This window comes from Micromonospora sp. B9E7, from assembly GCF_039871815.1.
Taxonomy (GTDB): Bacteria; Actinomycetota; Actinomycetes; order Mycobacteriales; family Micromonosporaceae; genus Micromonospora.
Genome location: NZ_JBDPLX010000011.1, coordinates 165982 through 188534, shown reverse-complemented (window position 1 = coordinate 188534; position 22553 = coordinate 165982). Strand labels below are relative to the sequence as shown.

Annotated in this window: 15 protein-coding genes and 1 pseudogene; 6 read left to right on the top strand and 10 right to left on the bottom strand. The window is 71.1% G+C overall.

Annotated features, from left to right (window positions below; genetic code table 11):
* Positions 1-4: 4 nt before the first annotated feature.
* From ABGB10_RS19890 to ABGB10_RS19870, 5 genes are all read right to left on the bottom strand, one after another.
* Positions 5-700, bottom strand: a complete 696-nt coding sequence (locus tag ABGB10_RS19890) for a response regulator transcription factor (protein ID WP_347662342.1) — start codon at positions 698-700, stop codon at positions 5-7.
* Complete coding sequence (locus ABGB10_RS19885) at positions 697-2034, bottom strand: sensor histidine kinase (RefSeq protein WP_347662365.1); 1338 nt, start codon at positions 2032-2034, stop codon at positions 697-699. Before ABGB10_RS19885 ends, ABGB10_RS19890 begins: the two co-directional genes overlap by 4 nt.
* A 122-nt stretch (positions 2035-2156) precedes the next feature.
* Positions 2157-3104 carry a permease prefix domain 1-containing protein gene (locus ABGB10_RS19880; RefSeq protein WP_347662341.1) on the bottom strand — a complete coding sequence of 316 codons (948 nt, stop codon included), beginning with the start codon at positions 3102-3104 and terminating at the stop codon, positions 2157-2159.
* Positions 3101-3442 (bottom strand): PadR family transcriptional regulator, encoded by a 342-nt coding sequence (locus ABGB10_RS19875; protein WP_334632007.1) that lies wholly within the window; start codon positions 3440-3442, stop codon positions 3101-3103. The genes ABGB10_RS19880 and ABGB10_RS19875 overlap by 4 nt, the downstream gene beginning before the upstream one ends.
* A gap of 275 nt (positions 3443-3717) precedes the next feature.
* Positions 3718-4338 (bottom strand): L-threonylcarbamoyladenylate synthase, encoded by a 621-nt coding sequence (locus ABGB10_RS19870; protein WP_347662340.1) that lies wholly within the window; start codon positions 4336-4338, stop codon positions 3718-3720.
* A gap of 144 nt (positions 4339-4482) precedes the next feature.
* Here ABGB10_RS19870 and dnaE point away from each other — a divergent pair, with 144 nt between their 5' ends.
* Positions 4483-8013 carry a DNA polymerase III subunit alpha gene (gene dnaE / locus ABGB10_RS19865; protein WP_347662339.1) on the top strand — a complete coding sequence of 1177 codons (3531 nt, stop codon included), beginning with the start codon at positions 4483-4485 and terminating at the stop codon, positions 8011-8013.
* A gap of 55 nt (positions 8014-8068) precedes the next feature.
* On the opposite strand, the gene abc-f is transcribed toward dnaE, so the two are convergent.
* From abc-f to ABGB10_RS19850, 3 genes are all read right to left on the bottom strand, one after another.
* Positions 8069-9706 (bottom strand): ribosomal protection-like ABC-F family protein, encoded by a 1638-nt coding sequence (abc-f, locus tag ABGB10_RS19860; RefSeq protein WP_347662338.1) that lies wholly within the window; start codon positions 9704-9706, stop codon positions 8069-8071.
* Between the two features lie 379 nt (positions 9707-10085).
* Positions 10086-10781, bottom strand: a complete 696-nt coding sequence (locus ABGB10_RS19855; RefSeq protein ID WP_347662337.1) for a response regulator — start codon at positions 10779-10781, stop codon at positions 10086-10088.
* Complete coding sequence (locus tag ABGB10_RS19850) at positions 10778-12358, bottom strand: sensor histidine kinase (protein ID WP_347662336.1); 1581 nt, start codon at positions 12356-12358, stop codon at positions 10778-10780. The genes ABGB10_RS19855 and ABGB10_RS19850 overlap by 4 nt, the downstream gene beginning before the upstream one ends.
* A 101-nt stretch (positions 12359-12459) precedes the next feature.
* On the opposite strand from ABGB10_RS19850, the gene ABGB10_RS19845 reads away from it, so the two are divergent.
* Positions 12460-13842 (top strand): cation:dicarboxylase symporter family transporter, encoded by a 1383-nt coding sequence (locus ABGB10_RS19845; RefSeq protein ID WP_347662335.1) that lies wholly within the window; start codon positions 12460-12462, stop codon positions 13840-13842.
* Positions 13843-13998: 156 nt separating this feature from the next.
* On the opposite strand, the gene ABGB10_RS19840 is transcribed toward ABGB10_RS19845, so the two are convergent.
* Positions 13999-14994, bottom strand: coding sequence for a helix-turn-helix domain-containing protein (locus tag ABGB10_RS19840; protein ID WP_347662334.1), 996 nt, complete (start codon positions 14992-14994; stop codon positions 13999-14001).
* A 145-nt stretch (positions 14995-15139) separates the two neighbouring features.
* Positions 15140-16012, bottom strand: a complete 873-nt coding sequence (locus ABGB10_RS19835) for a DUF4231 domain-containing protein (RefSeq protein WP_347662333.1) — start codon at positions 16010-16012, stop codon at positions 15140-15142.
* A gap of 396 nt (positions 16013-16408) precedes the next feature.
* On the opposite strand from ABGB10_RS19835, the pseudogene ABGB10_RS19830 reads away from it, so the two are divergent.
* The 4 genes and pseudogenes from ABGB10_RS19830 to ABGB10_RS19815 all read left to right on the top strand — a co-directional run.
* Positions 16409-18184 (top strand): annotated as a pseudogene (locus tag ABGB10_RS19830) (serine/threonine-protein kinase); the annotation flags it as partial.
* A complete protein-coding gene (locus ABGB10_RS19825) occupies positions 18182-18751 on the top strand; it encodes an RICIN domain-containing protein (RefSeq protein WP_347662364.1) in 570 nt (189 codons plus the stop codon). The pseudogene ABGB10_RS19830 and the gene ABGB10_RS19825, both read left to right, overlap by 3 nt.
* A 73-nt stretch (positions 18752-18824) precedes the next feature.
* Positions 18825-20237 (top strand): FAD-dependent oxidoreductase, encoded by a 1413-nt coding sequence (locus ABGB10_RS19820; protein WP_347662332.1) that lies wholly within the window; start codon positions 18825-18827, stop codon positions 20235-20237.
* Positions 20238-20346: 109 nt separating this feature from the next.
* Complete coding sequence (locus tag ABGB10_RS19815) at positions 20347-22536, top strand: FUSC family protein (RefSeq protein WP_347662331.1); 2190 nt, start codon at positions 20347-20349, stop codon at positions 22534-22536.
* The last annotated feature ends 17 nt before the right edge of the window (positions 22537-22553 follow it).

Genomic DNA, 22553 nt, shown 5'->3' with positions numbered 1-22553 from the left:
CCTGTCACCCGCCGGGTCGGACCACCCCGTTCTCGTAGGCGAACACCACCGCCTGCACCCGGTCGCGCAGGCCGAGTTTGGCCAGTACCCGGCTCACGTGCGTCTTCACCGTCGCCTCGCCCAGGTGGATGGTCGCGGCGATCTCCGCGTTGCTCGATCCGGCGGCGAGCAGCACCAGCACCTCACGTTCCCGCGGAGTCAGCTCGGCCAGCGCGGCGTCGGCGTCCGGGCCCCGGTGGGCGGTGCCCGTCGGGTCACCGGGACGGGCGAACGTGGAGATCACCCGGCGGGTGATCTCCGGGGCGAGCAGGCCGTCGCCCCTGGCCAGCACGCGGATCGCCTCGACCAGTTCCTCGGGCGTGCCGTTCTTGAGCAGGAAGCCACTGGCCCCGGCCCGCAGCGCGGCGAACAGGTAGTCGTCGCGGTCGAACGTCGTGAGGATCAGCACCGCGGGCGCACCGGGCCCGTCGGCGGTGATCCGCCGGGTGGCCTCCAGGCCGTCCATCCCGGGCATTTCCACGTCCATGAGTACGACGTCGGGGCTGGTGGCCCGGGTCATGCTGACGGCCCGCTCGCCGTCGGCGGCCTCGCCGACCACCTCGATGTCGTCCTCCACCTCCAGGATCACCCGGAAGCCGGTACGGACGAGGTGCTGGTCGTCGGCGAGAAGGACCCGGACCGTCTGACCGGCGGCGCTCACGCCCTGCCCTCCCCGTCGGCGACCAGGTGCTGCTCGTCGCTCGGCGTGCGCTGCGCGCCGGCCGTCGTACCCCCGGAGACCGCCAGCGGGAAGCGGGCGCGTACCCGCCAACCGCCACCGGCGCGCGGCCCGGCCTCCAGGTCGCCGTCGTGGGCGGTGACCCGTTCGCGCATCCCGATCAGCCCCAGACCCAGGGTGTTGGTCCGGCCGCCGGCCCGTCCGTCGTCGGTCACGTCGACCTCCACCTCCCTGGCCAGGTACCGGACCCGTACGTCCAACAGGTCCGCTCCGGCGTGCTTCAGGGTGTTGGTGACCGCCTCCTGCGTCACCCGGTAGGCCGCCTGCGAGACCGACTCGGGCAACACGACAGCGTCGCCGTACACCCCGAGGGTTGCCGTCAGCCCGGCGGCCCGGGCCCGCTCGACCAGCTCGTCGATCCGTTCGACGCCGCCGGCCGTCGGCGGCGGGGCGTCGGTGCCGGCGGAGGTCCGCAGCACGCCGAGCATGCGACGCAGTTCGTCGACGGCGGTGCGGGCGCTCTGCTCGATGGCGGCGAGTGCGGTGCGGGCCTTGTCCTGGTCGCGGTCGAACACCCGGCGGCAGGCCGACGCCTGCACGCCCATCACCGACACGTGGTGGGCGACCACGTCGTGCAACTCCCGGGCGATCCGGACCCGTTCGCCGAGCACCGCCCGTTCCCGGGCCTCGGCCTGGGATCGGCGCAGGTCGTCGGCCTGTTCCCGAAGCTCGTGCTCGCGGCGCGCGGCCACCCAGGCGGTCTCGCCGAAGAAGTACGCGAAACCGAAGACCAGCACGTTGAGCAGCACACCGTTGACCATCGCGGCGAGCACCGGGGGCACCGGCCCGACCGCGTCGGCGAAGGCGTCCGCCGGGATGTGGTCGATCATCACCGCGTAGTAGATCCCGAGCCAGGCGAACATCGTGGCGATCACGCCGATCCGCAGCCGGCGGGACAGTTGGCGGTCCTGCCCCCAGGCGCCGACTGTGTAGAGGGCGCAGAACAGGGCCCAGGAGGAGAACTGGCTCTCCGGGGCCGAGCGCGCCTGCGCGGCGATGAACGCCACCGCGACGACCAGCAGCGTCGCGGCGGGCCAGCGTCGTCGCCAGACCAGCGGGAGGGTCACCGCGACGGTCCAGAAGAGCTGCTCCGGCCCGGACGGCGGTGGGCCCAGCAGGAACGCCCCGGTGCTGCGGGCCAGGGTCAGACTCACCAACGCCAGCCCGGTCATCCCCAGGCCGATCCAGAGGTCGTTTCGGCGCTGCTCCGCCGTTGGACCCGGCCGGCGCCATCCCTCTCGGGGTGCCACGGTCATCCGGGAACGATGCCATGCCGCCCACCCGGCCCCCCGACCGGGCGGGCCGATGTCGCTGTGGTCACCGCGCCGTGCGGCGGCCCGACGCGGGGTACGCGCCGGGCCGCCGCCTCGGGTGTCGCTCACGCCGTCTGCTGGCGCGTCTTACGGGCGGTGTCGACCAGGTCCCAGACCACGATCGCGGCGGTACCCACCGCGATGGCCAGTCCGAGGGCGTCCCGGTTGTCCGCCTCCGCCACCCAGCTCAGTCGCTCGCCCAGGGCCGGGTTGAGCAGCCGGTCGGAGAGCGCCAGCCACACCAGCGGCACCGCGAACGCCAGGTTGAGCAGCGCCTTGACGCCGAACAGGGTCCAGGTCCAGTTGCCGATCCGGTACTTCACGACCTCGAAGATCACGCTGAGGGCCAGCACCACGATCAACGCCGGCAGCCAGAACGACCACAGAGCCGGGTCGAGGATCGGGATGTTCTCGCCGTCGGTGCCGTGCACCCACGACTGGTAGTGCTGGAACGGCAGGTACCCGATGGTCAGCACCAGCATGATCACGGACGCGATGGTGTCGGCGAGGGGGATGCCCCGGCGCACCGGCGCGTCGGGCAGCTGGTCGACCGTCCACTCCGGGAGGTCCACGGCCGTCTGGGTGCGCTCGATGATGGCGAAGGTCAGGGTGAGCCAGAAGGCGATCTGCACGGCCACCTGCATGGCCGTGACGAGGCCCGGCCCGATGGCCCCGAAACCGCTGCCCTCGGCGGCCTTGACGATGGTGACGATCGTGCCGACGAGCGCCGGGATGAAGCTGAGCAGCAGCTTCAGCAGTCGTAGCCAGAGCAGGTAGTAGGTGGGGCCGATGAGCTGCAACCGGCGGTCGGCGTACCGGGCGGCCAGCACGTCGGGGTTGCCCAGCTCGGTGAGCACCGCCCGCTCGGCGGTGGTGGCGTCCTGGCCGCCATCGGTCCGGCCCTCGATCATGTCGTCGATGGAGGCGCGCAGCTCGCTGGCGATCTCGTCGCGACGCTGGGTGGGCACCGAGCGCAGGGTGGCGGCGAGGTAGCGGTCGGTCAGGGTGTTCATCGGTCCACTCCTTGGATCAGCCCGGTGACGGAGGTCTGCACGGCGGCGAGGTCGTCCAGGAGCCGGCTCAGCATCGACTCGCCCTCGTCGCTGGTCCGGTAGAACTTGCGCGGTCGGCTCTCTTCGGTGTTCCACTCGCTGGTCAGCAGCCCCTGGTCCTCCAGGCGGCGCAGCAGCGGATAGAGGGTGTTGGCGTCGACCGGGAAGCCGTGGTCGGTGAGCCGTTGCAGCAGTGCGTAGCCGTAGTCAGGTCGGCGTAGCGCGACCAGGCTGGCCACCACGACGGTGCCTCGACGCAACTCCTGTAGGTGCGTCCGTAGAACGTCCTCGCTAACCATGTGTCACACCATACTGTGTGTCACACACTGTTGTCTACGAGAATAACGTCGCGTCTGCTGGGGGTGTCGGGTGCGGTCCACAGTCCCGCGCGGCGTCGGGGCTGCGAGGGTTGTTCGGTCCCTTTGCTCTGCTGCCGCGGATGCGCCAGCGCGGTGCCGCAGGGTGGTGCGTAAGCGGCTGCAGAGCAAAGGAGGCGCGCACGGGAATGGCCTGGCACTCGGAGGGTGCCAGGCCAGGTGATCGAAGTGGTGACGCGCTCGCCGCGTCGAGCGCCCTACTCGAAGCGGGATACGTCGCCGGCGCCCCGGCGCAGGATCTCCGGCTCCGGGCCGGACAGGTCGATGACGGTCGTCGGCTCCATGCCGCAGTCGCCGGCGTCGAGCACCGCGTCGACCTGGTGGTCGAGCCGCTCCTTGATCTCCCAGCCCTGGGTCATCGGCTCCTCGTCGCCGGGCAGGACCAGCGTGCTGGACACCAACGGCTCGCCCAGCTCGGCCAGCAGCGCCTGGGTGACGACGTGTCGGGGGACGCGCACGCCGACGGTGCGCTTCTTCGGGTGCAACATCCGCCGCGGCACCTCACGGGTGGCCGGCAGGATGAAGGTGTAGCTGCCCGGGGTGGACGCCTTGACCAGGCGGAAGACCGAGTTGCTGATCTGGACGAACTGGCCGAGCTGCGCGAAGTCCCGGCAGATGAGCGTGAAGTGGTGCCGGTCGTCGAGATGGCGGATCTGGCGGATCCGGTCCAGCCCGTCCTGGTTGCCCAACTGGATGCCGAGCGCGTAGCAGGAGTCCGTCGGGTAGGCGACCAGCCCACCACCGCGGATCAGGTCGGCGACCTGGCCGATGATCCGGGGCTGAGGGTTCTCCGGGTGTACGTCGTAGTACCTCGCCATCCTCCGAGCCTAGGCGCACCCGCGGCCGGGCAGGAGACGAGGGCCACCCTCGGCGCGGACGGTGGAGCCGCCGAGATCACCTCGGTAGGGTAGGTCCCGGTCGGCTCCGACCACCAAGATCCACACCGCCGGGGGGCGCCACGCATGGCCGATTCGTTCGCGCATCTGCACGTGCACACCGAGTACTCGATGCTCGACGGAGCGGCCCGGCTGAAGGACCTGTTCGCCGAGGCCAACCGACTCGGCATGTCGGCCGTGGCGATCACCGACCACGGCAACATGCACGGCGCGAACGACTTCTACAACCAGGCGATGGCCGCCGGGATCACCCCGATCCTGGGCGTCGAGGCGTACGTGGCGCCGGAGTCGCGCTATCACAAGGCGCGGGTCAAGTGGGGTCGGCCGGAGCAGAAGAGCGACGACATCTCCGGTAACGGCGCGATCACCCACAAGACGATGTGGGCGAAGAACGCGCAGGGCCTGAAGAACCTGTTCACCCTCAACTCGCGCGCGTCCATGGAGGGGCACTACGTCAAGTGGCCCCGGATGGACATGGAGCTGATCGCCGAGCACGCCGAGGGGATCATGGCCACCACCGGCTGCCCGTCCGGCGCGGTGCAGACCCGCCTGCGGCTGGGGCAGTTCGACGAGGCGCTCAAGGTCGCCGCGAGCTACCAGGACATCTTCGGCAAGGACAACTACTTCCTGGAGATCATGGATCACGGCCTCTCCATCGAGAGCCGGGTCCGCGAGGGGCTCACCGAGATCGCCCGCAAACTGGACATCCCGCCGGTCGTCACCAACGACTCCCACTACACCCACGAGGCGCAGGCCACCGCCCACGACGTGCTGCTCTGCGTGCAGACCGGCAGCAACATCGACGACCCGAACCGGTTCCGGTTCGAGGGCGGCGGCTACTTCATCAAGAGCGCCGATCAGATGCGCGCGGTGGACTCGTCGGAGCTGTGGCAGGAGGGCTGCCGCAACACCCTGCTGGTCGCCGAGAAGGTCGACCCGACCGGCATGTTCCAGTTCCACAACCTGATGCCGCGCTTCCCGGTCCCCGAGGGGGAGACCGAGGAGTCCTGGTTCCGCAAGGAGACCTTCGCCGGTCTGGGCCGCCGCTACCCGAACGGCATCCCGGAGGGGCACGTCGTCCAGGCGGAGTACGAGCTGGGCGTGATCAACCAGATGGGCTTCCCGTCGTACTTCCTCGTGGTCGCCGACTTCATCCAGTGGGCCAAGAGCCAGGGCATCTCGGTGGGCCCGGGCCGTGGTTCGGCCGCCGGCTCCCTCGTCGCGTACGCGCTGGGCATCACCGACCTCGACCCGATCCAGCACGGCCTGATCTTCGAGCGGTTCCTGAACCCCGAGCGGGTCTCGATGCCGGATGTCGACATCGACTTCGACGAGCGTCGGCGCGGTGAGGTGATCAAGTACGTCACCGACAAGTGGGGTGAGGACAAGGTCGCCCAGATCGCCACCTTCGGCACGATCAAGGCGAAGGCCGCGATCAAGGACTCGGCCCGGGTCCTCGGTTTCCCGTACGCGGTCGGCGACCGGATCACCAAGGCGATGCCGCCGGCGGTGATGGGCAAGGACATCCCGCTGACCGGCATCTTCGACACCAAGCACCCCCGGTACGCCGAGGCCGGCGAGATCCGCGGCCTGTACGACTCCGACCCGGACGTCCGCAAGGTGATCGACACCGCGAAGGGCATCGAGGGGCTGATCCGGCAGACCGGTGTGCACGCCGCCGGTGTCATCATGTCCGCCGAGCCGATCATCGAGCACATCCCGCTGATGCGCCGGGACGCCGACGGGGCGATCATCACGCAGTTCGACTACCCGACCTGCGAGTCGCTCGGGCTGCTGAAGATGGACTTCCTCGGCCTGCGCAACCTGACGATCATCGACGACGCGGTCAAGAACATCGAGCTGAACCACGGCCTCAAGCTCGACCTGCTGGCCCTTCCGCTGGACGACCCGGCCGCCTACGAGCTGCTGGCCCGCGGTGACACCCTGGGTGTTTTCCAGCTCGACGGTGGGCCGATGCGCTCACTGCTGCGGTTGATGAAGCCGGACAACTTCGAGGACATCTCCGCCGTCCTGGCCCTGTACCGGCCCGGCCCGATGGGCGTCGACTCGCACACCAACTACGCGCTGCGCAAGAACGGCCTCCAGGAGATCACGCCGATCCACCCGGAGCTGGAAGAGCCGCTGCGGGAGATCCTGGCACCCACCCACGGTCTGATCGTCTACCAGGAGCAGGTGCAGCGCGCCGCGCAGATCCTCGCCGGCTACACCCTGGGCCAGGCGGACCTGCTGCGCCGGGCGATGGGTAAGAAGAAGAAGGAGATCCTCGACAAGGAGTTCATCCCGTTCCGGGACGGCTGCCGCGAGCGCGGCTACTCCGACGAGGCGATCCAGGCGGTGTGGGACGTCCTGGTGCCGTTCGCCGGGTACGCCTTCAACAAGGCGCACTCCGCCGCGTACGGCCTGGTCTCCTACTGGACGGCGTACCTGAAGGCGCACTACCCGGCCGAGTACATGGCCGGGCTGCTGACCTCCGTCGGGGACGACAAGGACAAGATGGCGCTCTATCTGTCCGAGTGTCGCCGGATGCGCATCCAGGTGCTGCCGCCGGACGTGAACACCTCGGCCGGGCCGTTCACCCCGGTCGGCAAGGACATCCGTTTCGGCCTGGCCGCCGTCCGCAACGTCGGCGCGAACGTGGTCGCCTCGATCATGCGCTGCCGCCAGGAGAAGGGCGACTACACCGACTTCTACGACTTCCTGTCCAAGGTGGACGCGGTGGTCTGCAACAAGAAGACCATCGAATCCTTGATCAAGGCGGGCGCGTTCGACTCGATGGAGCACCCGCGCAAGGGCCTGCTCGCGGTCCACGCGGACGCCATCGACGCGTACGCCGACGTGAAGCGCAAGGAGGCGGTCGGCCAGTACGACCTCTTCGGCGCCGGCTTCGGGGACGCCGACACGGGCAGCACGACGGTGATGCCGGTCATCGGTGACAGCGAGTGGGACAAGCGCGACAAGCTCGCGTTCGAGCGGGAGATGCTCGGCCTGTACGTCTCCGACCACCCGCTGTTCGGCCTGGAGCACATCCTCGGCGCGGCGGCCGACACCACCATCGCCTCCCTTGCCGAGGAGGGCGCGGTGCCCGACGGGGCGGTGGTCACCCTCGCCGGCATCCTCTCCGGGGTGCAGCGCCGGGTCACCAAGCAGGGCCGCGCCTGGGCGTCGGCGACCCTGGAGGACCTGGCCGGTGGGGTCGAGACGCTGTTCTTCCCCAACACCTACGAGGTGATCGGGCAGTACATCGCCGAGGACGCCATCGTGGTGGTCAAGGGTCGGGTGGACCGCCGCGACGACACCCCACGGATCATGGCGATGGACATGTCCATGCCGGACGTCAGCACCAGCGCCACCAACAAGCCGGTCACCCTCACCATTCCGGTGCACCGCTGCACACCGCCGCTGATGGAGAAGCTCAAGGAGACCCTGGTGCTGCACCCCGGCGACACCGAGGTGCACGTCAAACTCCTCAACGGCGGGCGCACCACCACCCTGCGGCTGGGCCCGTTCCGGGTGGCGGCGACGACCGCGCTGATGGGTGACCTGAAGAGCGTCCTCGGCCCGGCCAACGTGAGCTGACCGGTCCGCGACCCGGCCGGCGCACGAATGGCCGGGCCGCGGACGGCCGCCGAGCTCAGCCCCGGGCGGGGGCGGCGATCTCGCGCAGTTGGCCGTCAGCCAGCCGCAGCCAGCGCTGCACGCCGATCTCGGCGAGGAACCGTTCGTCGTGGCTGACCACCACGAACGCCCCCTGGTACGCGGACAGTGCGCTCTCCAACTGGGCGACGCTGACCAGGTCCAGGTTGTTGGTGGGCTCGTCGAGCAGCAGCAGTTGCGGGGCCGGCTCGGCGCAGAGCACACACGCGAGGGTCGCGCGCAGCCGCTCACCGCCGGAGAGCACCCCGACGGGCAGGTTGACCCGGGCGCCTCGGAACAGGAACCGGGCGAGCAGGTTCATCCGCCTGGCGTCCGGCAGGCTCGGCGCATACGCGGCGAAGTTCTCCGCCACCGTCCGGTCGAGGTCCAGCAGGTCCAGCCGCTGCGACAGGTACGCGATCCGCCCGTCGGCTCGTCTGACGTCGCCGCCGGCCGGTTCGAGGTCGCCGTTGACGAGGCGCAGCAGGGTCGACTTGCCGACGCCGTTCGCCCCGGTGAGCGCGATCCGCTCCGGACCTCGGATCACCAGGTCGGCGCCGTCGCCGCCGAACAGCTCCCGGTCGTCGAAGCGGGCGCGCATCCCCGCACCGGTGAAGACCGTCCGTCCGGCCGGGACGGTGGTGTCCGGCAGGTCCACGACGATGCGGTCCTCCTCGCGGACCGCCCGCCCGGCCTCGTCCAGTCGAGCCTTGGCCTGACCGAGCCGGCTGGAGTGCGTTTCCTGGGCCTTGCCCGCCGACTCCTGCGCGCTGCGCTTGAGCCCACCGGCGACGATCCGGGCCAGGCCGGCGTTCTTCAGGTTCTTCGAGGCGTTGCTGGCCCGCCGGTCGGCACGCTCACGGGCCTGTTGCATCTCGCGCTTCTCCCGCTTCACCTCCTGCTCGGCGTTGCGCAGGTTGCTCTCGGCCACCTCCCGCGCCGCCTGCACCGCCTCGGTGTACGCGGTGAAGTTGCCCCCGTACCAGCGGATCTCGCCCCGTTCCAGCTCGGCGATGCGGTCCATCCGGTCCAGCAGTTCCCGGTCGTGGCTGACCAGCAGCAGGCACCCGGACCAGTCGGTCAGCACGTCGTAGAGCTTGTGCCTGGCCTCCGAGTCCAGGTTGTTGGTCGGTTCGTCGAGCAGCAGCACGTCCGGGCGGCGCAGCAGTTGCGCCGCCAGCCCGAGGGAGACCACCTGGCCACCGCTGAGCGTGTGCAGCCGCCGGTCGAGCGACAGCTCGCCCAGACCGAGCCGGTCCAGTTCACCGCGGGTGCGCTCCTCGATGTCCCAGTCGTCGCCGATGGTGGCGAAGTGCGCCTCGCTGGCGTCGCCGGCCTCGATCGCGTGCAGTGCCGCGATCCGCTCGGCGACGCCGAGCACCTGCGCCACGGTCAGGTCGCCGGCCAGTGGGAGGGTCTGCGGGAGGTAACCGAGCAGGCCGTCGACGGTGACGCTGCCGCCGCTGGGCCGTAGTTCCCCGGCGATCAGCCGTAGCAGGGTGCTCTTGCCGGCGCCGTTGGGCGCGACCAGGCCGGTGCGACCGCCGGGAACGGTGAAGGACAGCTCCGAGAAGACCGGGGTGTCGTCCGGCCAGGAGAAGGACAGGTTCGAGCAGACGATGAACGCATCAGACATGCGAGTGACCTCAAAGGGTGGGTTGGGCGCGTTCAAACGCGCCCGACGACAAACGGGACCGGTGGAACGACGTCATGGCCACGGCGGCTGCGCCTACGCGCGCCGAACCGATGGCCGAACACATCCGGTCTCACCCGGAGATGTCGTCGTCACCCGCCATGTCTGGTCTCCCTGGTCGTGCCGCTAACCCAACTCGGCAAGTCTAACAACGGATCTTCGCCCCGCCACCCGGTTCCCGGCCAGCCACCGTCACCCCACTGCGGCGGCGTGCCTCGCCAAGATCCGCGCAAGATCGGGGATGTTGCTGTCTCACGCGCGTCGGAGGCAGCACCATCGGGGAAGTTGCTCGGATCTTGGCGCGCCGCGCGGTGCGGTTCGCTCAGCGGGGTCGGTACTCGACCTCGGGGCGGCCGGGGGTGCCGTAGCGAGGGCTGCGGACGACGCGGTCGATGGTCACCAGGTATTCCAGGTAGCGGCGGGCGGTCACCCGGGAGATGCCGGCCGCCGCGCTCACCTCGGCCGAGGACAGCCCCGCCTGGGCGCCGGTTCCGTCGCTGAGGGCTGCGCGTACCCGATTGAGGGTCTGCGCGTCGAGCCCCTTGGGCAGGCTGTGCCCGGCGGTGCCGCGCAGGGTGGCGAACATCCGGTCCACGTCGTGCTGGGCGGCCACCTCGCCGTCGGCGAGCGCCTGCGCGCGGTAGTCCGCGTACCGCTCCAGCTTGTCGCGGAACGCGGCGAACGTGAACGGTTTGAGCAGGTAGTGGGTCACCCCGAGGGACACCGCGGTGCGCACCACCGCCAGGTCCCGCGCGGAGGTCACCGCGAGCACGTCGACGCTGCTGCCGGCCGCGCGCAGCGCCCGGCAGACGTCCAGGCCGTGCAGGTCGGGCAGCCGAAAATCCAGGAGTACGAGGTCCACGTCACCGCCGTCGTTGGCGCGCAGCGCCGCCATCGCCGCCCGCGCGGTGTGCGCCACGCCGACCACCACGAAGCCGGGAACCCGTTCGGTGTACGCGCTGTGCGCCTCGGCCAGCAGCGGCTCGTCCTCGACGACCAGCACCCGGATGTCGGTCATGACCGCCCGCCCGGCAGTCGGACGGTGAACAGGCTGCCGCCGTCGTCCGAGCGGGTCACCTCGGCGCTACCGCCGTGCCGGCGGACCACCTGCCCGACCAGGGCCAGGCCGAGGCCCCGCCCGGTGCTCTTGGTGGACCAGCCTCGCCGGAACGCGTCGGCCACCCGCTCCGGGGCCAGCCCGGGGCCGCTGTCGCCGACCCGGATGACCAGCTCGTCGTCGACAGCGCCGACGAAGACCCGCACCCGGCGAGGCGCAGGTGTGCCGGCCACCGCCTCCAGCGCGTTGTCGACCAGGTTGCCGACGACGGTGAGCAGGTCGCCGGTCGGCAGAGGGCTGTCGTCGAGGCGGCAGTCCGGCTCGACGACCAGGTCCACCCCGCGCTCGCCGGCCTGCGCGGACTTGCCCAGCAGCAGCGCGGCCAACGCCGGCTCGGTCACCGCGCCGACCACCCGGTCGGTCAGTTGCTGGGCGAGGGCCAGGTCCCGGGTGCCGAGCCGGACGGCCTCGTCGGCGCGACCCAACTCCACCAGGGTCAGCACGGTGTGCAGCCGGTTGGCCGACTCGTGCGTCTGCGCCTGCAACGCCTCGGTCAGCCCGCGCACCGAGTCCAGCTCACTGGCCAGCGTGCGCAGCTCGGTCTGGTCGCGCAGGGTCAGCACGGTGCCGAGCACCGTACCCTCGAAGCGGGTGGTCCGCTGGTTGGCCACGAGCACCCGGTCACCGGCGACGATCGGCTCGTCGCGGGCGTCGCGCCCGGACCCGAGCAGCTCGGCCACCGCCGGCGGCAGGTCGATCCCGGCGACCGGCTGGTCGATCACCGGCACGTCCGCGTCCAGCCCCAACAGCCGGCGGCCCTCGTCGTTGACCAGCGCCACCCGCCGGTCGGTGGTCAGCACCACGAGACCCTCGCGGACCGAGTGCAGGACGGCGTCGTAGTACTCGTACATCCGGGTCATCTGCGCCGGGCCCAGACCGTGCGTCTGGCGGCGGAGTCGTCGGCTGAGCAGCCAGGAGCCGGTCGCGGCGAGTGCCAGAGCCGGTGCGGCGACACCGAACAGCACCGGCAACTGGCGCAGCAGCTTACGGTTGATCGCCCGGGTGGTGATGCCCACCGAGACCAGGCCGACGATGCGTCGCTGCTCGTCGTACACCGGAACCACCGCGCGCACCGACTCGCCCAGCGTGCCGACGTTCGTGGTGGTGAACGGGCGGCCGCCCAGGGCGGGCCCGATGTCGCCGACGAACGGCTCGCCGATCCGCTGCGGGGTGGGGTGCGAGAACCGGGTGCGGTCGAGGGCCATCACGACCACGAAGTCGGTGCCCGTCGCCGACCGGGTCGATTCGGCGTACGGCTGGAGGACCCTTGCGGGGTCGGCGGTCGTGAGGGCCGCGCGGACGTCGGGGGAGCGGGCCACGGTCTGTGCCACCGCGAGCACCTCCTCCTGGGCGGCCTGGCGGGAGTCGCTGCGGGCCAGCCAGACGGCGCCCGCCGCCCCGGCCAGCACGAGCAGCGTCACCACCACCGCCTGGAGCGCGAAGAGCTGCCCCGCGATGCTCCACTGGCGTCGGGCCACCCTCCACCACCTCCTTCGTGCGCGGCTGCCGTTGGTGCTGCCGTGGTGAACAGAATGACCGCAAGGCTGTCAACGGGTGAGAGGCACTTCACATTGTTGACATGCACACCGAATCCACCACCTCAGCGGCACCTCCGGCCCGCCGGGACCGTACCCGCTACCTTTACCTGGCCGTCATCCTGGCCGTGTTCGCCGGCATCGTCGTCGGCCTGGTCGCACCCGATTTCGGCAAGGAACTCAAGCCGATCGGCACCGGCTTCGTCAACCTGATCAAGATGATGATCAGCCCGGTCATCTTCTGCACCATCGTGCTCGGCGTCGGCTCCGTGCGGCAGGCCGCGAAGGTCGGCAAGGTGGGCGGCCTCGCCCTCGGCTACTTCCTCACCATGTCGACGGTCGCGCTCGCCATCGGTCTGGTGGTCGGCAACCTCATCCACCCCGGCTCCGGTCTCGACCTCGGCCAGGACCTCGCGGGCGCGGGCAAGGCCGCCGCCGGCGACGAGGCCGGCGGGACGGCCGAATTCCTGCTCGGGGTCATCCCGACCACGCTGCTCTCCGCCCTCACCGAGGGTGAGGTGCTCCAGACGCTGCTGGTGGCCCTGCTGGTCGGCTTCGCCGTACAGGCCATGGGCCGGCGCGGTGAGCCGGTGCTCGGCGCGATCGCCGTCATCCAGCGAGTGGTGTTCAAGGTGCTCGCCATGATCATGTGGCTGGCGCCGATCGGCGCGTTCGGGGCCATGGCCGCCGTGGTCGGCGCGACCGGCGTGGACGCGCTCAAGAGCCTCGCGCAGATCATGCTCGGCTTCTACGCGACCTGCCTCATCTTCGTGCTGGTGGTCCTGGGCGCGCTGCTCTGGTTCGTGGCCCGGATCTCGATCTTCTCGCTGCTGCGCTACCTGGGTCGGGAGTTCCTGCTGATCCTGTCGACCTCGTCGTCGGAGTCGGCGTTGCCGCGACTGATCGCCAAGATGGAGCACTTCGGGGTCAGCAAGCCGGTCGTCGGCATCACCGTGCCCACCGGCTACTCCTTCAACCTGGACGGCACGGCGATCTACCTGACGATGGCGTCGCTGTTCATCGCCGACGCGCTGGGCAAGCCGCTCTCGATCGGCGAGCAGATCTCGCTGCTGCTGTTCATGATCATCGCTTCGAAGGGTGCCGCCGGGGTCACCGGCGCCGGTCTGGCGACGCTGGCCGGTGGACTTCAGTCGCACCGGCCGGACCTCGTCGACGGGGTCGGCCTGATCGTCGGCATCGACCGGTTCATGTCCGAGGCGCGGGCGCTGACCAACTTCGCGGGTAACGCCGTGGCGACCGTGCTGGTGGGGACGTGGACCGGGGAGTTCGACCGGGACCGGGCGGCCGAGGTGCTGCGTGGGGACGAGCCGTTCGACGAGGCCACGATGCTCGACGAGCACGACGACTCGGACGAGGACGAGACGGCGGCACGGCGGTCCACCGAGGAGGCCGGCGTCCCGGCCTGACATCGTCTGGGCGCGGGCGCGACAGTGAGCGATATACCTCGGAGTCATGACTGTGACTCCGAGGTGTATCGCTCACCAGCACATCCACCTGGCGGGCCAGCCGAAGCGGGTGGCGGGCGCCCTTCGCCGCCCCGCAGCCCCGAGTCGAGTCAGGACCTACTCGGATTGGGAGTGGGCACGCAGGTCGTTGCGGAAAGCTTGGGGAGACATCCCGAACGTGGCCGCGAAGACCCTGCTGAAGTGGGCCTGGGAGCGGAAGCCCCAGCGGGCGGCGATGCTGTTGATGGGCCGTGCCCGCTGGAGGGGATCGCGCAGGTCCCGTGCGCACCGATCCAGGCGCTTCCTGCGGATGATCTCGGCGACCGTCCGGTCCTCGGCTTCGAAGGCGCGGTGCAGGCTACGGAGGGAGACGTGGTGCGCGGCGGCGACGGCGCCCGGTGACAGGTCCGGGTCGCCGAGGTGCTCGTCGATGAACGCCTTGACCAGCATGCGCAGGTTGTGCCCGCGTACCTCGGTCGGTAGTGCGTCGGTGAGGTCCAACTGCTGGGCGACCATCGCGGCGATCAGGTCCCGTACGACGGTGCTCAGGACCGGGGCGTCACCTTCGTGGTACTGCTCGGGATGGGTCATCACCTGGTGGACGAACTGGCTGAGCAGCACGCCGATTCCCTCGGTGGCGGAGATGTTCGTGCCGAGTAACCGCGAGATCTTGTCGGGATGCACCGGCAGCAGGCCATGCGGGACGAGGATCGTCCGCGTGGTCAGCAGCGTGTCGCGCGGCGACCGCCCCTGATGCGACGACTGATGCGGTCGGGACGTGTCGACGAGGGCGAAGTGCCCCGGGGTGAAGTGGTTCGCCCGTCGCTCCTGCTCCACCCCACCGTGCCCGGACAACGGGAGTGCGAACTGGTACATCTCGGGATCACTGCGGCGGATGAAGGTGCCGGTCCGCTGCATTTCGAGGGACGGGTACCGCCAGGACGACAGCACGACCTCGCCCAGGCTGATGACCTCTGCCCGGGCCTGGAAGTCCGCCGCGTGGGCACTGTGGATGCGCATCGGCACCGACTCCCGTGCCACCAGATCGTGCCAGAACCCGAACCGCTCACCCGCGGGCACCACGGCGGTGTCCGCCGAGCCTACGGTAAGCACGGGATTCCTCGATTCCTGTCGATGCCGTTCGCGGGGCCGAGGTGGCACCACCGCATGAGCTTACAAGATCATCTCGGTGTCGGCTTCGGTCCGGCCCGGCGGTGCCGCCGAGGCCAGCCAGGTTGTCCCTGTGCCGGCCTGCCCGTCAGCGTCGGCGTGCCCGCCACATGGTGTGCTCCCTGGAGACCGCCGTCTCCGTGTCACTCACGAACTGCGACAGCTCAGCCTCCGAGCTGATCCGGCTGGCGAGCGACCCCATGGCGGCAAGCTCCTGACTGGCCAGCGCGTAGGCGGTCGCCACGGCACTGTGCTGCCGCGTCTGCGTCCACGCCGCACCCGCCGCGACCGCTGCGGCGGCTACTCCCAGCAGGTCGATCTCGGTCAGCCCGGCAACGCGCGCGATGGCCAGGGTCAACCCCACGACCTCCAGCACGAGCATGCTGACCGACCAACGGTTGGCCCGCGCGCGGTTCGACAACGAGCGCTCGGCGTACCAGACCCTCTGGCCCTCCAGGCGGCCGGTCAGATAAGCCGTTCGGCGGTCCTCGAGCGGGGCGGCGCGCAGTGCCCGCATTCCTTCCGTGATCTGCTGACCCGTCACGGCGGGGGCCGCCAGCCCGGCGGCTGCCATGTCCTTGGTCAGGCCCAGTAGGAGGCCGGTGAATTCCTCGACACATTCCGAGTCGCTTCGCGATCGGGGAAAGGGGTGTGCAGCTATTGCGAATCGCCACGTCAAGGACTTGGTGGACTCCGACAGGGCTCTTCCGACATACCACCGTTCACCGGGGCGGTTGGTGAGCAGAAAGACCTCGACGATCGAGGTGGCCGCGAAGGCGCCTGCGGCAAGCGCCGGACCCAGGGCGAAGTCGTCGAGCTTCCAGGTGGCGACTCCCGCGAGCGCGGCCAGCAGGAGCAGGGACAGCCGCAGCGCGATCAGGGTCGCATAGACGCGTTGGCCACGTTGCGACTCGTGGGACACGGCCCGCTGGAACGGCGGAAAGTCCTCGGCGTTCAGCATGTCGTTGACCTCTCGGCAGGATGGTCACGGTGCCGGCGAGCTAGTCGGGACGCAGCATGTAGACAGTAGACGGTGGTGTCCACCGGGCGGCCCTCGAACCGGGCCCGAACCGCCCGCGCCGAGGTCGGGGCCGAGGCGAGCCCGCCGGTCGCTCGACCGCACGACGACCGGTGCGCGGCCCCGACGCGGAGTTCGAATTCATTCGATATGAATAGCGGGCGGCAGATATACGTGTTGGTAACATTGCGGTGGGCGACAGTCAGCCGTGCTGATAGCGAAGTTGCCTCGGAATGGTCGATTGGTTGCCTGTCGAAGTCACCTGTGACATATCCAACTGTCGCATTTCCACCCGCTGCAAAAATTGGGCACGTAAACATCACCGGGTACCTTCCTGTCGTGCCTGACGCCTCTCAACAGTTGATTGCCGACCGTTATCGACTGGTCCGCCCGCTCGGCCAGGGCGGGATGGGTCGCGTGTGGCAGGCCCGCGACGAGATGCTGCGACGGGACGTGGCCATCAAGGAGTTGGTGGCACCGCCGGGCCTGCGCGACGACGAACGCCGGGAGCTGCGCGAGCGGTCCATGCGCGAGGCGCGGGCCGTCGCCCGTCTGGGTCACGTCAACGTGGTACGCGTCTTCGACGTGCTGCACTCGGGCGACGACCCCTGGATCGTCATGGAGCTCGTCCGGTCCCGGTCCCTGCACCAGGTGCTCGAAGCCGAGGGCCCGATGCCGGCGGATCGCGCCGCGCGGATCGGGCTGGGGGTTCTGAGTGCGCTCCGGGCCGCGCACCGGGCCGGTGTGCTGCACCGGGACGTCAAACCCGCGAACGTGTTGCTCGGCGACGACGGCCGGGTGGTGCTGACCGATTTCGGTCTGGCCACCCTTCCCGGAGACCCACGAATGACCCAGACCGGGATGGTGCTCGGCTCGCCGGCGTTCCTCGCGCCGGAACGGGCCACCGACGGCGACGTGGGGCCGGCCGCCGATCTGTGGTCGCTCGGCGCCACCCTCTACGCGGCGGTCGAGGGGCGCACCCCGTACCACCGCTCGTCTCCGATCGCCACGCTGGCAGCCCTCGCCACCGAAGCGCCACCGCCGCCCCAGCGGGCCGGTCGGCTGACGCCACTCCTGGAAGGACTGCTGCGCCGGGAGCCGGATCAGCGGATCACCGCGGATGAGGCGGAGCGGCTGCTCCGCCAGGCCGCAGAGCCGGACACGACAACCGCCCGAGTGGGCACCACCGGCACCGGACCGGTCGCCCCGGTGAACACCACCGGCGGCGGACCCCGTCCCAGGATCGTGCCCGAGTTCGTCAGCGCCGAGCCCAGCCCACCCGCGTCGCCGGCCGAGCCGGTCTCACCCGCGCCACCGGCCAACGCCGGCCCGCCCGCGCCACCGGCCCTGCCCGCGCCACCGGCCAACGCCGGCCCGCCCACGCCAGCGCCCCCGCCCGTGCCACCGGCCAACGGCGGCCCGCCGGCGCCACCCGCCCAGCCCGGCCCAGGCGCGCCGCCGGCCGCCGCCGGTCCGACGCCGTCGAAGCCGGGCGGCAGGCGTCGGGTCCGACTGATCGGGTCGGTGGCGGCCGCCGCGTTGCTGCTCGTCCTGCTGGCTACCGCAGCCCTGCTGAACCACGGGCCGTCCAACGGCACGGGTGACGGCGGAGTGGCGGGGCCGACCGCGAACCCGTCTGCGATTGCCGAGACGCCGGTGTCCTGGGTACTGCCGCCGCCACCGGCGGGCTGGCGCTACTACCGTGACGATCCCCGCTTCCTGGTGCTGGTTCCGGACGGCTGGCAGGCGCGGCGCGACGGTGCGCGGGCCGAGTTCCGTGAGCCGGACGGCAGCCGGGTGCTCGTCGTCGACGAACTCCGGTCCGTCCCCACGGACCTGGTCGCCGAGGTGCGGGCGCGGGAGGCAGCGCACCGCAAGCGGTACGCCGACTATCGCCGGGTCCGGCTCGCCGCACTGCCCTACCAGCTGCGGGCCGCCGAGTGGGAGTGGACCTACACCGACGGGGACGGGACGCCGACGCAGACGGTGAGCCGGGTGTTCGTCGGCCACAACGGGCACGCGTACTCGATCGACTGGACCACGTCCGCCGCCGAATGGTCCGCGAGCGCCGCCGTCTTCGCGTTGATCGCGGATGGTTTCCAGGGCCTGCCGGTGGCGGGTGGTCCACCGTCGGGATCCGCCGGCCCGCCGCCGTCGACCAGCGCGGGGCAGCCGTCGCCGGGGACGGGCAGCGGTACCACGACAGGTCCGGGGACCTCGGTGCAGCAGCCGCCGGCCCCGCCGCCGGCCCCGCCGCCGGCCCCGCCGCCGGCCTCGCCGACACAGGCCAGCACGCCCGCCGGCAAGCAGATCTCCAGCTTCGCCAGCGACCGGTGCATCGACATCCCGGACGGCAACGCCACCGCTGGCGTCCGGTTGCAGATCTGGGACTGCCGTCGTACCGCGAAGCAGCTCTGGACCTTCCCCGCGGACGGCACGGTCCGTTCGATGGGCAAGTGCCTGGATGTCGCCGGCCACTCCACTGCGGACGGGGCTGCCGTCCTGCTGGCCGACTGCTCCGGTGCGTCGTCGCAGAAGTTCACCCTCAACAAGGCCTACGACCTGGTGAACACCAAGGCGGACAGGTGCGTCGACGTGCTCGACGCGAACCCGGACAACGGCGCCCGGTTGCAGATCTGGCAGTGCACCGGCAACGCCAACCAGAAGTGGCGGGCCAACTGAGCGCTGACGGCGGGCGCTCTGATGGTTACGGTCGTGGATGCCCTGGTTCCCCGACCGTCCGAGGAGTGATCGCATGTCCCCCTCTCCGTCCCGGCTGTTCTCGCGGATAGCGACTGCCGAACGACCGGCCGAGACACGTGTGGTCATGCGACGTGCGGTGGTGCTCGGCGGCAGCATGGCCGGGCTGATGGCCGCGCGGGTGTTGAGCGACCACGCCGAGGAAGTGCTGATCATCGAACGGGACCCGTCCGATGCCGATGCCGGGCCTCGGCCGGGGGTGCCCCAGGGCAGTCAGGTGCACGCTCTGCTGCCCGCCGGGCAGGTCCAGCTGGAACGCTGGTTTCCCGGCATCGCCGACGAGGCGCTCGCGCTCGGTGCTCCTCCGCCGCCGAGCGACCAGGGAACAGCGAAGGTCTTCGTCAACGGCGTGCTCGGGCTGCCACCGGTGGTGACCGGCACCGGGCCGGCGCTGATCACCACCCGTCCGTTCCTGGAGGCGTTGGTCCGACGGCGGACCCTCGCCGTGGACAACATCCGCATGGTGTACGGCCGGGCGGAGGGTCTGCTCTTCGACGAACGGCGGGTCACCGGCGCGCGGTACGTGCCCGAGGGCGGCGGCGAGGCGGTCGTCGCACCGGCGGACCTGGTGGTCGACGCGATGGGACGGTCCAGCCGGCTCGGTGACTGGCTGGCCGAGCACGGGTGGCCCCGCCCGCCGATGCAACGGATGCCGATCAAACTGAACTACGCGACGGCGCTCTACCGGCGTGACGAGAAGGTCAGCGACGCGTGGGTCGCGGTCTTCCACACCATGGCCGGCAAGGGGCGTACCGCCCGGATCGGCGGGATCAACTCGGTCGAGGGAGACCGCTGGATCATGCTGGTGGCCGGTTACGACGAGGACCGGCCAAGCCGCGACGTCGCGGACTTCACCGCGCGCTGCCGGGAGCACTACCCGCAGATGTTCGGCGACATCGCCGAGCACGGGGAGATGCTGGGCGGGGTGGTCACGTACCACCAGGCGGACAGCCGACGCCGCGACTTCCACAAGCTCGACCGGCTGCCCGCCGGGCTGGTCGCGGCCGGCGACGCGGTCGCGTCCTTCAACCCGGTGTACGGCCAGGGAATGACCTCCGCGACGCTGCACGCCTCCTGCCTGTCGGCGTACCTGCGGTCCGGCCCGAAGCCGCACGACGAGCCGGCGCGGGCGTACTTCGACCAGGTCCGGGTGGTCGTCGACGCCGCCTGGCAGGTCTCCACCACCGCCGACATCGAGCTTCCGCACGTCGACGGGCCGTACCCGCCGGGGTACCGGGTCACCAAGTGGTTCGGTGACCTGCTCTTCCGGACGTCGCTGACCGATCCGGTGCTCAACGCCCGGCTGGCTCGGGTCACCACCATGCTCGACCATCCGGCGACCCTGGGCCGCCCCGGCACCCTGCTCCGTGCGCTCCGGCTCGGCCTGCTGCGGAGCACTCGAGGCTGACTCGTCAACTCCCGGCGCCGATTCGTCGCGAAACCCGTCGTTCCCGGCAGGCTCCGGGGAGAATGGGTTGCCGGGGGAGGGCTGTCGCGACGGACCCGGGGGAGCAGGCGTGCTCGCAACGTGCCTCCTTGGCCGGCTTCGCCGCCGTGACCCGGGGTACGCCGTCCTGCGACGCGCGGCCCGGCTGACGCTCGTCGCGTCCATCGTGTTCTACGGCTGCCGTTATGGCGCGGGCAGTTCGGTGCTCGCCACGTACGGTCTGTTCGGCACGATCGCCGCCGGGTCGTTCGCGCAGCTGCCCGGTCCCGCGACGCAACGGGCACGGATCCTGGTCACCTCCCTGCCGGCGATCTGGGCGCTGATCGCGGCGGGTTCGCTGTTGGCCTGGAGCACGTGGGCGGCGGCTGGCGGAATGCTGGTCATCGGGTTCGCCGTGGCGTTCGGTGGGGTCGTCAACCCGCGACTGGTGGGGTGGGCCAGCGCGTTCCAACTCTTCTACATCCTGGCGTCCTTCCCGCCGTACCAGCCGGGCACCCTGCCGGAACGTCTCGGCGGCGTCACACTCGCCATCGTGCTCCTCGCCGCGGCGGAGGTGCTCGTCTGGCCCGACCCGGTGCCGGTCTCCTACCGGCAGCGACTCGCCGAAGCGGCCGACGGCGTCGCGGCATTCCTCGACAGCGCCGCCACCGCGCTGACCGAGCCGCACGCCGACGACGCCGACCGGGACGCGCGACGCGAGCGGGCGTACGACGTGCTCGGCCCACTCGACCTGGGCCGCAACCCTCCGGCGTGGGCACCCACCGCGGCGGGCGCCCAGGACCGTGCGTTGCGGATCTGCGCGGCGGCGTTGCGGGACGTGCTGGCCGAGGCGGACCGGCTGGCGGCGGACGCCCCACCGGAGCCGATCCCGGACCTGACGGCGGCGCGACTGCTGCGCGTCGGCGCGGACACGACCCGGGCCGCCGGCCGCAGCCTGACACCGGGCGGCGCACCCGTGGACCTCGGTGGTCTGGACGCCGCGATCGGGAGGGCCGAGGCGACGTACCCCGTGGGCGAGGGCGACGGCCCCAACGCGGCGGACGTACCCCGCTTGTGCCGGGACGCCGCGGCGCTGGCCCTCGCCGACCAGGTGCGGGTCTTCGCCGTCGGCGCCCGGCTGGCCACCGGGTCCCGGCCTGACGGTGTGGACGCCCCGCCAGCCCTGTTCGACTACGCGGTGCACCGCCAGTGGACGCTGTACTGGTGGCAGTTCCGCTCGCACCTGGCACCGCGCTCCGCCCACCTGCACAGCTCGCTGCGGCTGGCCGTGGCGCTCGCCATCGCCCGGGTGGCCGCCGGGATGCTGCACCTCACCCACGGCTTCTGGGTGCTGCTGGCCACGCTCACGGTCCTGCGTACCTCGGCCGCCGACACCCGCACCGCGTTGCGGCCGGCCGTGCTGGGCACGATCGTCGGCGCCCTCGTCAGCGGCGGGGTGATGCTCGTCGTCGACCAGCCGATCGTCTACGCCGTCATCCTGCCGGTCACGTTGATCCTGGCCTTCGGCGTCGGGCGCCTGCTCGGTCCGATCTGGCAACAGGCGCTGTTCACCGTGCTGCTGACGGGCGTCTTCACCCAGCTCCACCCGGAAGGGTGGCGGCTCGCCGAGGCGCGCCTCGTCGACGTGCTGCTCGGCGCGGTGATCGGCGTGCTCGCCGGGGTGGCCATGTGGCCGCGCGGCGCGAGCCACGACCTGCGGCACAACGCCGCCCGTTACCTCGCGGCCAGCGCGGACGCGGTCGAGCAGACCGTCGAGGCGGTGCTCGGCGGTGCTCCGGCACCGCAGCGGGCCATCGACCGGGTCCGGCGACGGATGGTCCTGATCGACTCGTCGTACTGCCAGTACCACTCGGAGCGGCACGATCCCCACCGTCAGCAGGTCGACTGGGATGCTGTCCTGAGCGCCGGGCACCACGTCGTGCCCGGAGCGGAGTCGCTGCTGCGGCGCAACCCGCCCGGCTGCCTCGCCGGCTGGCCCGCTGCTGCGGCGCTGCTGCGGGACACCGCCGGGCACCTGCGCTCGGCGTACGACGATCTGGCCGAGGAGGTGGCACACGGGCGGCTTTCCGGCCCGCCGCCTGCCGCGACCACCTGTGCCGAGGAGTTGGACCGGATCCGTCCGCTGCTGGGTGAGGCAGACCCGCAGATGGTCCGGCACCTGGTTGAGGTCGACCGGTGGCTCGCCGGTCTCACCGACAGTGTCGCCGCGATCCGCCGGCCCGCTGCTGGCGGGGCGACCGGCCGCCGCGACGAGCCCTGACGCGCCGGGTCGTCGGC

Excerpts from the sequence above, each read along its gene's own strand:
- ABGB10_RS19885 (WP_347662365.1), bottom strand. The coding sequence starts at position 2,034 with ATGACCGTGGCACCCCGAGAGGGATGGCGCCGGCCGGGTCCAACGGCG.
- ABGB10_RS19880 (WP_347662341.1), bottom strand. The coding sequence starts at position 3,104 with ATGAACACCCTGACCGACCGCTACCTCGCCGCCACCCTGCGCTCGGTG.
- ABGB10_RS19875 (WP_334632007.1), bottom strand. The coding sequence starts at position 3,442 with ATGGTTAGCGAGGACGTTCTACGGACGCACCTACAGGAGTTGCGTCGA.
- ABGB10_RS19870 (WP_347662340.1), bottom strand. The coding sequence starts at position 4,338 with ATGGCGAGGTACTACGACGTACACCCGGAGAACCCTCAGCCCCGGATC.
- dnaE (WP_347662339.1), top strand. The coding sequence starts at position 4,483 with ATGGCCGATTCGTTCGCGCATCTGCACGTGCACACCGAGTACTCGATG.
- abc-f (WP_347662338.1), bottom strand. The coding sequence starts at position 9,706 with ATGTCTGATGCGTTCATCGTCTGCTCGAACCTGTCCTTCTCCTGGCCG.
- ABGB10_RS19855 (WP_347662337.1), bottom strand. The coding sequence starts at position 10,781 with ATGACCGACATCCGGGTGCTGGTCGTCGAGGACGAGCCGCTGCTGGCC.
- ABGB10_RS19845 (WP_347662335.1), top strand. The coding sequence starts at position 12,460 with ATGCACACCGAATCCACCACCTCAGCGGCACCTCCGGCCCGCCGGGAC.
- ABGB10_RS19835 (WP_347662333.1), bottom strand. The coding sequence starts at position 16,012 with ATGCTGAACGCCGAGGACTTTCCGCCGTTCCAGCGGGCCGTGTCCCAC.
- ABGB10_RS19820 (WP_347662332.1), top strand. The coding sequence starts at position 18,825 with ATGTCCCCCTCTCCGTCCCGGCTGTTCTCGCGGATAGCGACTGCCGAA.